This is a genomic window from Pseudomonas sp. 1 R 17, assembly GCF_900067035.1.
Lineage (GTDB): Bacteria > Pseudomonadota > Gammaproteobacteria > Pseudomonadales > Pseudomonadaceae > Aquipseudomonas > Aquipseudomonas marginalis.
This window is the reverse complement of the sequence record NZ_FKLB01000051.1, coordinates 18,334-34,584: the sequence shown is the minus strand read 5'-3', so window position 1 is coordinate 34,584 and position 16,251 is coordinate 18,334. Positions and strand designations below refer to the sequence as shown.

The 16,251-nt window shown below is 60.6% G+C and carries 10 protein-coding genes; 7 read left to right on the top strand and 3 right to left on the bottom strand.

All coding sequences use genetic code 11. The features are described 5' to 3' along the window. Both BFP99_RS18000 and BFP99_RS17995 read right to left on the bottom strand, forming a co-directional pair. A partial coding sequence (locus BFP99_RS18000; RefSeq protein WP_065947834.1) for a ribonucleotide-diphosphate reductase subunit beta occupies nt 1-1,166 on the bottom strand: 1,166 nt, incomplete at its 3' end. Nucleotides 1,167-1,676: 510 nt separating this feature from the next. After that, complete coding sequence (locus BFP99_RS17995; RefSeq protein WP_027607759.1) at nt 1,677-1,946, bottom strand: DUF2790 domain-containing protein; 270 nt, start codon at nt 1,944-1,946, stop codon at nt 1,677-1,679. A gap of 411 nt (nt 1,947-2,357) precedes the next feature. Between BFP99_RS17995 and acs the strand changes: the two genes are divergently transcribed. The 7 genes from acs to argR all read left to right on the top strand — a co-directional run bounded on the left by acs (nt 2,358) and on the right by argR (nt 10,289). Continuing rightward, nucleotides 2,358-4,313 (top strand): acetate--CoA ligase, encoded by a 1,956-nt coding sequence (acs, locus tag BFP99_RS17990; RefSeq protein WP_065947833.1) that lies wholly within the window; start codon nt 2,358-2,360, stop codon nt 4,311-4,313. 609 nt (nt 4,314-4,922) lie between these two features. After that, on the top strand, nt 4,923-5,708 hold the full coding sequence (locus BFP99_RS17985; RefSeq protein ID WP_065926197.1) for an ABC transporter substrate-binding protein: 786 nt from the start codon (nt 4,923-4,925) through the stop codon (nt 5,706-5,708). 91 nt (nt 5,709-5,799) lie between these two features. Next, nucleotides 5,800-6,489, top strand: coding sequence for an ABC transporter permease (locus BFP99_RS17980; protein WP_010208305.1), 690 nt, complete (start codon nt 5,800-5,802; stop codon nt 6,487-6,489). Further along, on the top strand, nt 6,486-7,184 hold the full coding sequence (locus tag BFP99_RS17975; RefSeq protein ID WP_053140043.1) for an ABC transporter permease: 699 nt from the start codon (nt 6,486-6,488) through the stop codon (nt 7,182-7,184). The genes BFP99_RS17980 and BFP99_RS17975 overlap by 4 nt, the downstream gene beginning before the upstream one ends. A 1-nt stretch (nt 7,185) precedes the next feature. Next, the gene (locus BFP99_RS17970; protein ID WP_065926196.1) at nt 7,186-8,298 is read left to right on the top strand and encodes a succinylglutamate desuccinylase/aspartoacylase family protein; all 1,113 of its coding nucleotides are present in this window, start codon (nt 7,186-7,188) and stop codon (nt 8,296-8,298) included. 27 nt (nt 8,299-8,325) lie between these two features. Then, a complete protein-coding gene (locus BFP99_RS17965; protein WP_010208310.1) occupies nt 8,326-9,090 on the top strand; it encodes an ABC transporter ATP-binding protein in 765 nt (254 codons plus the stop codon). A 218-nt stretch (nt 9,091-9,308) separates the two neighbouring features. After that, nucleotides 9,309-10,289 carry a transcriptional regulator ArgR gene (gene argR / locus BFP99_RS17960; RefSeq protein ID WP_065947832.1) on the top strand — a complete coding sequence of 327 codons (981 nt, stop codon included), beginning with the start codon at nt 9,309-9,311 and terminating at the stop codon, nt 10,287-10,289. Nucleotides 10,290-10,299: 10 nt separating this feature from the next. Here argR and BFP99_RS17955 read toward each other — a convergent pair whose 3' ends face one another. Beyond that, the gene (locus BFP99_RS17955; protein ID WP_065947831.1) at nt 10,300-16,227 is read right to left on the bottom strand and encodes a leucine-rich repeat domain-containing protein; all 5,928 of its coding nucleotides are present in this window, start codon (nt 16,225-16,227) and stop codon (nt 10,300-10,302) included. Nucleotides 16,228-16,251 lie beyond the last annotated feature (24 nt).

The window sequence follows — 16,251 nt, the reverse complement described above, 5'->3', positions numbered from 1 at the left end:
TCACTCATCCACGGGAACGGGTTAGTCGTCCCCGGATACTCTTCCTTCAACCCAATTTGCGACAGGCGACGGTTAGCGATGAACTTCAAATAGTCTTCCATCATCGCGGCGTTCATACCGAGCACCCCGCGCGGCATGGTATCCCGCGCATATTCAATCTCCAGCTGAGTCCCCTGCAGGATCATCTGGGTCGCTTCTTCCTTCATCTCGGCATCCCACAGGTGTGGGTTTTCGATTTTGATCTGGTTGATCACGTCGATACCGAAGTTCAGGTGCATCGACTCGTCGCGCAGGATGTACTGGAACTGCTCGGCCACGCCGGTCATTTTGTTGCGGCGGCCCATGGACAGGATCTGGGTGAAGCCGCAATAGAAGAAGATGCCTTCCAGGACGCAGTAGTAGGCGACCAGGTTGCGCAGCAGCTCTTTATCAGTCTCGACGGTGCCGGTTTCGAACTTCGGATCGGAGATGGAGCGGGTGTATTTCAGGCCCCAGGCTGCCTTCTTAGCCACCGATGGAATCTCGTGGTACATGTTGAAGATCTCGCCTTCATCCATGGCCAACGATTCGATGCAGTACTGGTAGGCGTGGGTGTGGATCGCTTCTTCGAAGGCCTGGCGCAGGATGTACTGGCGGCACTCCGGGTTGGTGATCAGGCGGTACACGGCCAGGACCAGGTTATTGGCGACCAGGGAGTCGGCGGTGGAGAAGAAGCCGAGGTTGCGCATGACGATGCGGCGTTCGTCGTCGGTCAGGCCTTCGGGGTTTTTCCACAGGGCGATGTCGGCGGTCATGTTGACCTCTTGCGGCATCCAGTGGTTGGCGCAGCCGTCGAGGTACTTCTGCCAGGCCCAGTCGTACTTGAAGGGCACGAGTTGGTTGAGGTCGGCGCGGCAGTTGATCATGCGCTTTTCGTCAACGGCGACGCGGGCGGAGGCGCCTTCGAGTTCGGCGAGGCCTTCGGCGACGTCGAGTTTGTCCAAGGCGGCCTTGGCGCGCACGATGGCGGCGGAGTCACTGGCGGTGACGGCGCGTGCTTCGATGGCGGCAGCGGCACCGGCACCGTCGAGGCGGTCCATGTTGGCTTCGGTGGCGTGGCCGGCGTTGGCGCCTTTGGTGGCTACTTCACCGTCTTCTTCTTTGTCGAATTCGTCCCAGCTCAGCATGACGTGTCGTCTCCTGCGTGAGGGCTCAAAGGTGCCCGTGTGAAACCGGATGGTTGGGTGTTCACACGGCCCTCGGGCCGCGGTGGATCTTAAGGAATCGTTTGTTGCAACAGCTCGCGCAGGCAAATAAACGGAATTGGGTAACGGGTACTGCATGAGGCTTGAGGGGCGGAGCGGTGGATGCATACTCCAGCGCAGGCTCAAGATCTGGCTCTTCGTCCCTGTGTAAAGGGATATTGCAGGCCCGATTTACCCGCGCATTATAGGGAAAAATTCGGCTTTGTGTTGCGGCGGATGGTCTCGGATCAGAGACAAAAAGGCGGCTATTTGAGCCAGAGTGAGGGTTTGCGGGGGGTTGATGGGGTAGGAAATTTTTGACGGGCGGTGGGCTATTTATTGTGGGGAAGAGGGGAGGGCTTTTTGAGGGCGGGAAGGGAGGACCGGTTCTTTGCCGCAAGAACGATTTCTTGCGGCGAATAAGATCCGGGTCTGTTCCAACTAACGAAGTTGTTATCCGTTAGAGCAACCATTACCCATGACATGGTAATTAAGGATATGGCGCTGACCCTGGGAGTCTTCATATTCCATCTTTACCGGCACAACTTCGCAGACTTCCGGGATTGTGCTCATGGACAATACTTTGGCCACGTCCAGCTTGGTGCTATAGGTGTAATCCTCGACAATCGGGGCGTTCTGGCCGGCCAGCTCGGTCGGGGCCTCGTCGGCCAGGGCGGCGGTGGCGCACAAGCTGCTGAGGGCCATAACTACGAGAGCTTTCATTTCTTTACTTACCTTCTTCAGGGCGAAAGGGGTCACGGGGCCCTTGTGAGGCCACGTGTGTAACTTAGGATTGGTTAGTTCGGATTAACGTGCCTTCGTGGGGGCTGTTACGTTGTTAATCACTGTTGTGTTAATCACAATGCCTTGGTTGGCGGAAGTGATTCTAGGCCTGCGGGTTATATTCATATACCGGTGCTTTTGATAAAGACTATTGGCGGTTTTTGTAACAATCCCGTGATAAAGGTTTTTTCACCCACCCGCAAAGCCCCGCAGGCTGCGGGCCAGAGCGGTAAACGGGGATAGCAGGGCATTTTGTAGGGTCTTGTTACTACCATCGTCGAATGGTTCTATAGGCCCACCCCGGATACAACTGGGTCATACAACAACAACTATGTCACCGAGGTAAGAAAGATGAGTGCGGCTTCCCTGTACCCCGTTCGCCCCGAAGTAGCAGCCAACACGCTGACCGACGAGGCAACCTACAAGGCCATGTACCAGCAGTCGGTGGTCAACCCCGACGGTTTCTGGCGCGAGCAAGCCAAGCGCCTTGACTGGGTCAAGCCTTTCACCGCGGTGAAGCAGACCTCTTTCGACGATCACCATGTCGACATCAAGTGGTTCGCCGATGGCACCCTGAACGTTTCCTACAACTGCCTGGACCGTCACCTCGCCGAGCGCGGCGACCAGGCGGCGATCATCTGGGAGGGCGATGACCCGGCCGAGAGCCGTACCATCACCTACCGCGAGCTGCACGAAGAAGTCTGCAAGTTCGCCAACGCCCTGCGTGGCCAGGATGTACACCGCGGCGACGTGGTAACCATCTATATGCCGATGATTCCCGAAGCCGTGGTCGCCATGCTGGCGTGTACCCGCATCGGTGCGATCCATTCCGTGGTGTTTGGTGGTTTCTCGCCGGAGGCCCTGGCCGGTCGCATCATCGACTGTAAGTCGAAGGTGGTGATCACGGCCGATGAAGGCATTCGCGCCGGTAAGAAGATTCCGCTGAAGGCCAACGTCGACGACGCGCTGACCAACCCGGAAACCAGCAGCATCCAGAAGGTCATCGTGTGCAAGCGCACCAATGGTTCGATCAAGTGGAACCAGCATCGCGACATCTGGTACGAAGACCTGATGAAAGTGGCGGGCACCGTGTGTGCGCCCAAAGAGATGGGCGCCGAAGAAGCGCTATTCATCCTCTACACCTCAGGTTCCACCGGCAAGCCGAAAGGCGTGCAGCACACCACCGGCGGCTACCTGTTGTACGCGGCCCTGACCCACGAGCGCGTATTCGACTACCGCCCGGGCGAAATCTACTGGTGCACCGCCGACGTCGGCTGGGTCACCGGCCACACGTATATTGTCTACGGCCCGCTGGCCAATGGCGCGACCACCTTGCTGTTCGAAGGTGTGCCGAACTACCCGGACATTACCCGGGTGGGCAAGATCGTCGACAAGCACAAGGTCAATATCCTCTACACCGCCCCGACCGCGATCCGCGCGATGATGGCGTCCGGCACCGCTGCCTGCGAAGGCGTCGATGGCAGCAGCCTGCGCCTGTTGGGCTCGGTGGGTGAGCCGATCAACCCGGAAGCGTGGGACTGGTACTACAAGAATGTCGGCCAATCCCGTTGCCCGATCGTCGACACCTGGTGGCAGACCGAAACCGGCGCCACCCTGATGAGCCCGCTGCCGGGTGCCCATGCACTCAAGCCGGGTTCTGCCGCACGGCCGTTCTTCGGCGTGGTGCCGGCGCTGGTGGACAACCTGGGCAACATCATCGAAGGCGCCGCCGAAGGCAACCTGGTGATTCTCGACTCGTGGCCAGGCCAGGCCCGTACCCTGTACGGCGACCATGACCGTTTTGTCGACACGTACTTCAAGACCTTCCGTGGCATGTACTTCACCGGTGACGGCGCCCGTCGCGATGAAGATGGCTACTGGTGGATCACCGGCCGTGTGGATGACGTGTTGAACGTATCCGGCCACCGCATGGGCACCGCCGAGATCGAAAGCGCCATGGTTGCCCACCCTAAAGTCGCCGAAGCGGCGGTGGTGGGTGTGCCGCACGACATCAAGGGCCAGGGCATCTATGTGTACGTGACCCTGAAGAATGGCGAAGAACCCAGCGAAGCCCTGCGCCTGGAGCTGAAGAACTGGGTGCGCAAGGAAATCGGGCCGATTGCCTCGCCGGATGTCATCCAGTGGGCACCGGGCTTGCCGAAGACGCGCTCGGGGAAAATCATGCGGCGTATCCTGCGCAAGATTGCCACGGCCGAGTACGACGGGCTGGGCGATATTTCCACCCTGGCGGACCCAGGTGTAGTGGCGCATTTGATTGAGACACACAAGACCATGAATGTCGCGTAAGGCGGGGTAGGTGGGAAAGAGCCCCATTCGGTGTATGCCGAGTGGGGCTTTTTTATGATTTCTCAAAATCACCGCCTTTCCTACATTTGGATTGCAATCCAAGGTGGGTAGGGGGGAGGGTCTGACAGGCCCGCATGATCATCAGGCAAATAAATATCGGTTTTTCGCGTAGGAGGTTTCTGAATGTTACCGAGTGGCACAAATGTGTAACCCATCGCCCAAACCTGAGGCAAAGGGCTACGCTTATGCCCCGAAAAACCGCGCCTTAGACACCCCGAGCCATAAGATTAAACGCCACACTTGCCGTGCTAGAAGGGTTTGCGAATAATAGGCCCGCAATTTGCAGCATCAACAGGTTTAATATCTTTTGTCTCTGCATAAAATTCAGAGGCTGTCAATGTGCTGGAACCGCTTTCTCAGTGCTTCTGTAAATTGTTGTCGCATTGAGGAAATATCGGCTTCCGGCCTGTCGTTAGAATGCCGATCACTCGCTCGTCGTCTCCACTGTTGAATTGGTGTAGGACGCAGCACCGCTATTCGGTTTCACTCAGTCGCATCGTGGGCCATGGCTCATACTGCTGTTTTGCCCTATACCGATGGAGTCCCAAGATGAAGAAACTCGTGCTGTTGGGCGCCCTGGCGCTGTCCGTGCTGTCCATGCAGGCTTTCGCTGAAGGCAAGCCCCTGAAAATTGGTATCGAAGCGGCCTACCCTCCGTTTGCCTCCAAGGCACCGGATGGCAGCATCGTCGGTTTTGACTACGACATCGGCAACGCCCTGTGCGAAGAGATGAAGGTCAAGTGCACCTGGGTCGAGCAAGAGTTCGACGGCCTGATCCCGGCGCTCAAAGTGCGCAAGATCGACGCGATCCTGTCGTCCATGTCCATCACGGAAGACCGCAAGAAGTCCGTGGACTTCACCAACCGTTACTACCTCAGCCCAGCGCAACTGGTGATGAAGGAAGGCACCACCGTCAGCGACAGCCTGGATGAATTGAAGGGCAAGAAGATCGGTGTGCAACGCGGTTCGATCCACGATCGTTTCGCCAAGGAAGTCTTGGCTCCTAAAGGCGCCACTGTTGTGCCTTACAGCTCGCAGAACGAAATCTACCTGGACGTGGAAGCCGGTCGCCTCGACGGCACCGTGGCCGACGCCACCCTGCTGCAAGACGGCTTCCTGAAGACGCCAGCCGGTAAAGGCTACGCGTTCGTGGGCCCACAGTTCACCGACGCCAAGTACTTCGGTGACGGCATCGGCATCGCCGTACGCAAAGGCGACAAGGAAAACCTCGACCGCATCAACGCAGCCATTGCCGCGATCCGTGCCAACGGCGAATACAAGAAAATCCAGGACAAGTACTTCGACTTCGATATTTACGGCGCTGACGCCAAGTAAATCGTCGCAGCGATCTGTCCGAAATGGCGCAAGCAACAGAATTCCTGCGGTTTGCGCCATTTTTTCATCCCCCTTTTCGAGGACCTGAATCATGTTGAAAGGCTACGGGGCCGTCATCCTCGATGGCGCATGGTTGACGCTTCAGCTCGCCTTGTCGTCCATGGCCTTGGCCATTGTTCTGGGTCTGATCGGGGTCGCGTTACGCCTGTCGCCGGTGCGCTGGTTGGCCTGGCTGGGTGACTTGTACTCCACGGTGATCCGCGGGATCCCCGACCTGGTGCTGATCCTGCTGATTTTCTACGGTGGTCAGGACCTGCTTAACCGCGTCGCGCCGATGCTCGGCTATGACGACTATATCGACTTGAACCCCTTGGCCGCCGGTATCGGCACCCTGGGTTTCATCTTTGGCGCCTACCTCTCGGAAACCTTCCGTGGCGCCTTCATGGCCATCCCCAAGGGCCAGGCTGAAGCCGGCCTTGCGTATGGCATGAGCAGCTTCCAGGTGTTTTTCCGGGTGATGGTGCCGCAGATGATCCGGCTGGCGATCCCCGGGTTTACCAACAACTGGCTGGTACTCACCAAGGCCACCGCGCTGATCTCGGTGGTGGGCCTGCAAGACATGATGTTCAAGGCCAAGCAGGCGGCTGATGCCACCCGCGAGCCTTTTACCTTCTTCCTCGCAGTGGCGGCGATGTACCTGGTGATCACCAGTGTGTCGTTGCTGGCCTTGCGTCATCTTGAGAAGCGCTACTCGGTAGGCGTAAGGGCGGCTGATCTATGATCTTCGACTACAACGTCATCTGGGAGGCCATGCCGCTGTACCTTGGCGGCCTGCTGACCACCCTGAAACTGCTCGCCATCTCGCTGTTCTTCGGCCTGCTCGCCGCCTTGCCCCTGGGCTTGATGCGTGTGTCCAAGCAACCGGTCGTCAACGGCGTTGCCTGGCTCTACACCTACGTGATCCGCGGCACGCCGATGCTGGTGCAGCTGTTCCTGATCTACTACGGCCTGGCGCAGTTCGAAGCGGTGCGCGAGAGCTTCCTGTGGCCACTGCTGTCCAGTGCGACCTTCTGCGCGTGCCTGGCCTTTGCGATCAACACCAGCGCCTACACCGCCGAGATCATTGCCGGTAGCCTCAAGGCCACCCCCAATGGCGAGATCGAAGCGGCCAAGGCCATGGGCATGTCGCGCTACAAGCTGTACCGCCGCATCCTGCTGCCGTCGGCCCTGCGCCGCGCGCTACCGCAGTACAGCAACGAAGTGATCATGATGCTGCAGACCACCAGTCTCGCGTCCATCGTCACCCTGATCGACATCACCGGTGCCGCGCGCACGGTCAACGCGCAGTTTTACCTGCCGTTCGAAGCCTACATCACCGCCGGCGTGTTCTACCTGTGCCTGACCTTTATCCTGGTGCGCCTGTTCAAGTTGGCCGAGCGCCGCTGGCTGAGCTACCTGGCTCCACGGAAGCACTGATATGGAACGTATCGATCACCTGTTGCCCTGGGGCCACCTGGGCTGCGAGCGCCAACTGAGCGTGTTCCGTTTCGGCAGTGGCGAGCGCAAGGCCTATATCCAGGCCAGCCTGCACGCCGATGAATTGCCCGGCATGCGCGCCGCGTGGGAGCTGAAAAAACGCCTCGCCGAACTTGAAGCGCAAGGTGCCCTCAACGGCGTGATCGAGCTGGTGCCGGTGGCCAACCCGATGGGCCTGGGCCAGTTGCTGCAAGGCAGCCACCAGGGCCGTTTCGAAGTGGGCAGCGGCAAGAATTTCAACCGCGATTTCGTTGAGTTGAGCGAGCCGGTGGCCGAGTTGCTCACAGGCAAGCTGGGGGATGATGCTCACGCCAACGTGCGCATGATTCGCCAAGCGATGGCCGATGCGCTCAACGCATTGCCCGAGCCGAGCAGCCAATTGCAAGGCATGCAACGCATCCTGCTGAGCCATGCGTGCAGCGCCGATATCGTCCTCGACCTGCACTGCGACGCCGAAGCCGCACTGCACATGTACGCGCTGCCCCAGCACTGGCCGCAGTGGCGTTCGCTGTCGGCGCACTTGAATGTGAAAGTCGGTCTGCTCGCGGAAGATTCCGGCGGCAGCTCGTTTGATGAGGCCTGCTCGTTGCCGTGGCTGCGTCTGTCCCGCGCCTTCCCTGACGCGCAGATCCCGCTGGCCTGCCTGGCGACTACCTTGGAGTTGGGCGGTCAAGCGGACACCGGTCGTGACGAAGCGATCTTCCACGCCGAAGGCATCCTCGCGTTTCTCGCCGAGCAAGGCCTGATCAAGGGCGAATGGCCGGCGCCGCAACACGAACCGTGTGAAGGCGTGCCCTTCGAAGGCACCGAATTGCTGTTCGCGCCCCACGCCGGGGTGATCAGTTACCTGCGTAAAGCCGGCGACTGGATCGAGAAGGGCGAGCCGATTTTTGAAGTGATTGACCCCCTGGAAGACCGCGTGAGCATTATCTGCGCAGGCACCTCGGGGGTGTTGTTTGCCGTTGAACGGCTACGTTATGCCCAAGCGGGTTTCTGGCTGGCCAAGGTGGCGGGGCGCGAAGCGCTGCGTCACGGGCGCTTGCTCAACGACTGACCACCTGTTTTTGTGAGAACCGACCGCATGTACAAACTTGAAGTCCAAGACCTGCATAAACGCTATGGCAGTCATGAAGTGCTCAAAGGCGTGTCCCTGGCCGCCGCGGCCGGTGATGTGATCAGCATCATCGGTTCCAGTGGTTCGGGCAAAAGTACCTTTTTGCGCTGCATCAACCTGCTGGAGCAACCCCACGCCGGCAAGATCCTGCTCAATAACGAAGAGCTGAAACTGGTGGCCAACAAGGACGGCGCCATGAAGGCCGCCGACCCTAAGCAACTGCAACGCATGCGCTCGCGCCTGTCGATGGTGTTCCAGCATTTCAACCTGTGGTCGCACATGACCGCGATTGAAAACGTGATGGAAGCCCCGGTGCATGTGCTGGGCGTGTCGAAGAAAGAGGCCCGTGAAAAGGCCGAGCACTATTTGGCCAAGGTCGGCGTGGGCCATCGCAAGGATGCGTTCCCCGGCCACATGTCCGGGGGCGAGCAGCAGCGCGTGGCGATCGCCCGTGCCCTGGCGATGGAGCCTGAGGTGATGCTGTTCGACGAACCCACCTCGGCCCTCGACCCCGAGCTGGTGGGCGAAGTGCTCAAGGTCATGCAGGACCTGGCCCAGGAAGGCCGCACCATGGTGGTGGTGACCCACGAAATGGGCTTTGCCCGTGAAGTGTCGAACCAGCTGGTGTTCTTGCATAAAGGCATCGTCGAAGAGCGTGGCAACCCGCGGGAAGTGCTGGTCAACCCGCAGTCCGAGCGGTTGCAGCAGTTCCTGTCCGGCAGCTTGAAATAATCAAGGCCGCTGCTTTCCCCCTGTAGGAGCGAGCTTGCTCGCGAAGATCGTCAACGATAACGCGGGAAGCCTGATGCCCCGTGGTGTTCTCAGGTTTTTCGCGAGCAAGCTCGCTCCTACAGGAAAGCAGGTCTTTATCGTTTTTGAGCTTTGTGTTGGTTTACGGGCTAGCATTGGCCTCTGTCTTCATTACTGTTACTCGCTCCGGATAGCACTCCATGACCGCCCATAAAATTGGTTTCCTGATTTGGCCCAGCACAAAAGCACTCACGCTTGCGCTGGCTGAGGAGGCCTTGCGCGTTGCTCAGCGGGTGCATCCGGATGTGGTCTACGAGTTGTCGTTTCTGCTCGCAGAACCGGCGACCGAAGGGGCCTGGCAATTGCCGGGTGAGCCGTGGGCCGGCAAGCTGGAAGGTTTCCAGAAGCTGTTCCTGTTGGCTGACGAACCGCCCACGGCTATTGCCTCCCAGCTCAGCACTGCGCTCAAGCAGTTGGTGCGTGCTGGTTGTGTGATCGGCGGCTTGTCAGCGGGTGTGTACCCGCTGGCTCAGTTGGGTCTGCTGGATGGCTACCGCGCCGCTGTGCACTGGCGCTGGCAGGACGATTTTGCCGAGCGCTTCCCTAAGGTCATTGCCACCAGCCACCTGTTCGACTGGGACCGTGACCGTTTGAGCGCCTGCGGTGGCATGTCGGTACTCGACCTGTTGCTGGCGGTGCTGGCCCGCGACCACGGCGCCGAGCTGGCGGGCGCGGTGTCGGAAGAACTGGTGGTGGAGCGCATCCGCGAAGGCGGCGAGCGCCAGCGCATTCCCTTGCAAAATCGCCTGGGCTCCAGCCATCCGAAGCTGACCCAGGCGGTGTTGCTGATGGAAGCCAACATCGAAGAACCGCTTACCACCGACGAGATCGCCCAGCACGTGTGCGTGTCGCGACGACAACTGGAACGGATCTTCAAGCAATACCTCAATCGCGTTCCCAGCCAGTACTACCTGGAACTGCGCCTGAACAAGGCGCGCCAGATGTTGATGCAAACCAGCAAATCGATCATCCAGATCGGCCTGTCCTGCGGCTTCTCGTCGGGGCCGCATTTCTCCAGCGCCTACCGCAACTTCTTTGGCGCCACCCCACGTGAAGATCGCAACCAGCGGCGCAGCAGCAGCCCGTTCGAGTTGTCGTCAGTGCCGTCCGAGCGCGGCTGAGCATCCTCGCTTATTCCTCCATGGGTCTCGGGGTTCCCGGGGCCATCAGCGCCACGCCGAACTCGTCGAACATCGCCTCTTCCACGCCCAGTTCGTAGCCTGTCTGGCGGTAATAGTCGCGCAGCAGCTCGATGCTCTGATCGGACAGTGGGTTGCCGCTGAGGTCGGAGTCATCGTTGAGTGGCAACGGCATTTCCAACAGGTCGCTGGGCACGTCGACGATTTCGTTGTCACTCAAGTCCAGCACCCGCAGGCGGCCCAGGGCAAAGACGCCTTCCGGCACGTGTGTCAGCCCGCAGTTGTGCAGGTAGATCGACACTAGCCGTCCAAGGTTGCGGATGTCGGGAATAAATATCAGCGGGTTGTCACTCAGGTCCAGGTATTCCAGGTGGATAAGGCGTGAGAGCTGCTCTTTGCTCTCGCGGGTCAGACGGATATGGTTTTCCGCCAGCTTCAGATAGCGCAGGCGTCGGAGGCCGAACACCGAGGCGGGGATATCCAGCAGTGTGTGGCGTTCGAGGGTCAGGCTGACAAGGTTGGGGAAGCAGCGCAGCAGACCGTCCACTTGCTGGTTGGTACCGTCTCCGATGATCTCCAGCAGGCTCACGTGATCGAACTGCGCACTCAGCATCGGCATGTCCCCCAATAACTGGCCGTGGAACACCAGTTTATGGCTGTGGCGGGTGAAACCGTTGGAGTCGTCCAACTCGCCCTCCCGGCGCCAGCAGCGTTCGAGCAAATCCTTGAAGCCCAGGCGACGGATTTGTTCTTCGGCCCGCGCGCCCTCGTCCAGCACGGTGTCGAGCAGTGGGTCTCTGGAGGGGACCTCCATAGCCCAGGCTTGGAGGTGTGCCTGCAGGTCCTGATACTCGCCATCCAGGCGCGTGATGTGCAGGTCTACGGTGTCCAGGTCGCCCGGTAACTGGAAGTACACACGGCTGACCTCGCGGTTGTTGAGGCTTGGGTACAGTGCTTGTAGCTGTTGCAGTTGGGGTTGGGGGGCCGGCGCGTTCCAGTGCTCGCCAGTGGCCTGGCAGTAGGTTTTGATGCGGGCGAGGGTGTGCCGTGACAACGGATTATCCGACAGGTCAAAGGCTGCGCTGAGGGTGGCGGGCAGTTGGAAGCCTTGATCGGGAATCTGCTCGATGGCGTTGTGACTCAGGTCTACCCGTGTCCGGGCGATGTTGCCCGCCAGCAGCGCCGGTGGAATTTCCCGCAGGCCGGTGTTGCTCAGTGACAGGCTGGTCAGGGCTGTCAGGCGATTGAAGTCCGGTAGCCAGACCAGGCGGTTATTGGCCAGGTCCAGGTGTTGGAGGTGGGTCATGCTGGAAAGCACCTGGGCGCTGGCGGGGTTCAGTTCAATGGCGCAGCGATCCAGGCGCAGATGGGTCAGCCGCTCCAGTTGCGGCAGGGTCCTGGGCAAATGCATCAGGGTATAGCGCTCGATGGACAGGCGCTCCAACTGTGGAAAGCTGCGCAGAAACGCGTTGGGCTGCAGGGTGGATGCGTTGCCGGACAGGCTCAGTGATGAGACATGGGGGAAGGGCGTGCTCAGGGCGGGAATATCGCCGCTGATGGGGTAGGGCAGGTTGAGTGTGAAGCGCGGGAGACGCCCTGGGGCGTGTGTGTCCTGCTCGGTTTCCCGACGCCAGCCGGCTTCGAGCGTGTCCACGAACAGTGAGCGATAGGTGCGCTCCTGGGCGGACACTTGCTCGTCGTCGGCCCAAGGTGCCAGCGTTTGGCGAATCCGCGGGTATTCGATTTCAAGCTGCGCCAGCGCTGCGCGGCCTGCGTCCAGGTTGCCCGGGAAATCGAAGATGAGCTGATTGATGTCATTGTCCGACAGCGTTGGGTAAAGGCGTCTGGCGCTTTGGATTTCGGTGCCGGGCGCGTCAATGTCCCAGCGGCCACCGGTTCTTTGGTAGTACCCCTTGACCCGCTCCAGCGTGGGTCCCGACAGCGGGTTGCTGGAGAGGTCGAACTTGCGGCTGGTTTCTACCGGCAACTCGAACAGTGCCGGAGGCAGTTCGCGGATCTGGTTATTGGACAAAACCGCCAGTTCCAACTGTGGACGGTTCAGCAGGCCTGGCGGCAAATCACGGATGCCGGTGTAGCTCAGGTCCAAGTGTTGCAGGTGGGCCATGTGGGTAACGCTGGGCGTCAGGCCCAGAGGGTTGTTATACAGGTCCAGGGTCTTCAGGCGAGTCATGCTGCCAAGGGCCACCCGAGTTTCTTCGGTCAGGGTAATGTTGCAGTCGCTCAATATCAGCGCGTCGAGGCTGGGCAGTTGCGCGATGCTTGGCGCAAGGCCACCCAGGTAAAACTGGCTGACGTTCAGGTGACGCAGGCGTGGGAACAACTGCACGAAGTCATTGATCTGCAGTGCGGTGTGCTGACCCTTGAGCTCCAGCAGGCTGATGTGCTCGAAGCGTGCCGTGAGCCTGGGCAGTTCGCCGTAGATCGGGATCGTCAGTTGCAGCTTGTGGCCATTGAGGAGCAGTTGGTCATGGTAGTGATCAATCGCGGTTTCCTGGCGCCAGCCGCGCCTGACCTCCTGGGCCCACAGGGCACGGTTGCGTCGCACGTACTGGTATTCCCGGGGCGTCAGTGGTGCTTCAGTGATGGGGTGGAAGGTGGGCGTCATGTGTTCCCAGACGGCGAGGTCGGTGTCCAGTTTGTTGTATTCGACCTGCAGGGTTATCAGGGTCGCCAAGGCGCCGCCGGGACGGCTTTCCAGGGTCTGAACCAGGTCGGCGATCTGTTCCGCAGGGAGGCTGGGCAGCAAGTGCTGGGCGCGCTGCTCAAGCGTGGGCTGCGGCTCGGCGGCTGGTGGCCGTGACGGCCCTGCTGCCTGATAACCGTCCATGCCGCCACGCAGGCGCATGACTGTGGGGTCGAACGTCGGTTTGCGGTAAGTGTCTGCGCTGAGCAAGGTGCGCAGCCTCTCGCGATCGAGCACGTGCTCGCCAATCGCCTGGCGCAGGCGCTCGCCCTGGCCGATGTGGATGTTCAGGGCGTCGCGCTGGCTATCGGGGATCGCCTGGAGGATGGCGGTGAAGAAATCGGTGTCGCCAAACACCGGGCCCTTTTCATCGACAGGCGTATAGCGGCCCGATTCGGTATGGATGACGATTCGCTTGAGCGGCGCGTCTTCGGCGCCGATAGCCTCCAGCAACGGGCCGTCGCTACGGTACTGCCGGACTTCCAGGCGCATGCGCGTCGACCATCCGGGCAGGCGCTCCAGGGACAGCAGCGCGAGCAGGTGAGTGTCGGGGTTGTCGACGGCGTCCAGGTAGAGCCCTTCGTAAGCACGGGTGGTGCGCACATCCAGTTGGGCGGCTGCGGCTTGCTCGGCTATATGCGTCGGCACCTTGCCTTGGTCGATGGCTTGCAACTCGTCGCCGGTGGCATTGGCCAGCAGTTCATGGGCGACGCTGACGGGCAGGCCGGGCTCGGGGGCGGCGTCGATGATTTTTTGCAGCGCTGCCCCCGGGCTATGTTCTTCGCTGCGGTAGCGGGAATCGAACAGCGAGAAGCGTTTTTCGTGGGCAAGGCGGGCGATCTTTTTGCGCAGGGCCGCGGCGCGAATAGACGCATGGGAGGCGGGCTGGTCGGCGGGTTCTTCAAGCAGTGCTTTGCGCTCGGCTTCATCCAAACTCTCCACCAGCACGCGTAGCAGATCACCATTTTCCAATTGGCTTTCATGGATCTGTACCACGCTAGCGTCGGGCCGGCCAAGAAACTCCCATTGGGTTTTCCCTTGGGTATCCAGGAACCGCAAGGTCTTGGAGGCGGGCCACAGGCCGTAGCTGGTGAGTATCTGCAACTGTGTCTGAACGTCCGCCTGGCCATAGATGAGCGGGTCATCGCTGTTGAGTTGCGTGATGAAGTCTTGCAGCGCTAGATCGATCTTGAAGCGCTTGAGGGTATCGGCCAGCAGCGGCGGCGGCGTTTGCCCGGTGTGGTGCATCTGGCGCAGCGCGTTGTCGTGGGTACCGCTGACGCTGCGCGCCTGCTGCAAGCGCGCGTCATCCAGGCCTTCGGCCGGGTAGCCGAGACGCCGCATCAGTGTGGCGCTGTCCCAGCTCAGCGGGCGGTCCAACTCGGTAATCCAGGCGCCCTGGCCGTTGCTGATCACCTGCGGCTGGTAGGCCGACGCACGGCTGGGGTGCTGCACAAAATAGCGCTGGCTGATGGGGTCTTGCCGGACGGTGTAATAGTCGTCGCCCACCTGCAGCAGGTTTTTGCCGTTGAAGCGGTACACGCCTTTCTCATCAGGACGTACGCCGCTGGGCGGGCTCTGTTTGAGACGATAAGGCTCAAGATCGGGCTTCCACAGGCGTTCGCCGCCATCGGGTCTGGTCACGGGTGTGAGGCCATCCAGAAACCCCAGGCACTCACTCGGCAGCACTTTGCGCAGAATGCCCTGGGCGATGGGGATGCCTGTGGCAAACAGGCCCAATTGCACCAGTTGCTCGATAAACCCCATAGCATGTCCGAAGGCTTCCTGCACCTGGCCTTCAGCCCAGTCGATGACCCCTTCGAAGGCTTCGTCCAGCAATTGGTAGGCGGTGTAGCCGAGCATGAGCATGCCCAGTGGCGGCACAAAGGGGGTGGCAATCAGGGCGACGACTTGCAGCAGTGCCGAGGCGATTTTTTGCACCAGGTCCCAGCGCTCCCAGCGCGCTTTCTGGTTGGCGCTGGCGGTGCTCACTGCCTGGCTGCGCGCGTCGTTCAGCAGTTTGCTCAACTTCATCTGATGCAGGTAATGGAACAGCGGCTGCTTGATGGGAATGCCACGAAACTGCAGGTTTGCTCGCTCCACCTCGCTGCCGCGCCAACTGGGCAGCGGATCGCCCGGTGTATGCGAGTGCCAGGTCACTTGGCTCAGGCGGCCCGTGAGGTCGGCGAAAAAACGCCCCAGGTCGGCATGGTCGACAAAGCGGCTGAAGAAGTGCTGAAAGTCCGAGGCGCGCAACCGTGCGGTGAGCGCCTGGATAAACGCCTGCGTGCTGGCGTATTGCTTGATGGGGGGCTGCGGGTCGTCAGGGATATAGACGATCACCGGCACCGGCTCGCGGCTTGCATCCAGGTCCTGGGAAAACAGTACGATCCCGGTCAGGCGGCTGGACATGATCACCAGCTCATGAGCGACCCACATCGGGCAGTGCTGTCCGTGATCAATCAGGCTGTGGACCGCGTCGTAGCCGGTTTGCGGGATGTCGCCCTTGAGCAGTGCCATGTACAGCGAGCGTTTGAGCGCGCTGCTCAGGCTCTGCTCGACCTTGTATTGCAGGGCGGCCATGGCCACAGGGTTGTCCAGCCCCAGGTAATCTTCGAGATAGCGCTGATAGCGCCCGCCGATATCCAATTCACGGCAGAGGGTGGCAAATTGGGCAATGGTGATGCGTGCGTCAACCGCCGGCAGGCTTTGGAAATGCCCGGCGGCGTTGGGTTGGCTGCTGAAGCCGGAGTTGCGCTCGTAGGCATCGGGCTGTGCTTCGTCGGGCTCGAAGTTGTGCAGCGCGGCGTTGAGCAGTGAAACGCTCCACGTACGCGAGGCCCCGGCCTGAACCCGAAACCCCGCAAGCGTCAATGGCACATAGAGTTGCAGCCAGGTGCTGCGCACATCCAGATCGACGCCGTATTGGCGCTTCAGCGCCGGTTGCAGCAGCTCGGCGCCGAAGGTTTGCGGGCTTTTGAGGCCGGCCAGAGCCTTGTCTACCTGATTCTGCCGGGTCCAGGCTTCGCCGTTGAGACGCTTGAGTTCGGCGTGCTGGGTGGCGGAGGCGTTTTTGTACCAGTCGGGAAAACTCCCGGACACTTCGCCCAGGGTGGAACGCCTGGCTGGCGTGGCGTCACCCAGCCAGTGGGGAATGGCCTGCATGACAATGGTGTGGCGAACTTCGCCGTTGGCGGGTGCGGGGAGGGGAGGCATGTGATCGATCCTTGACAGTATGAG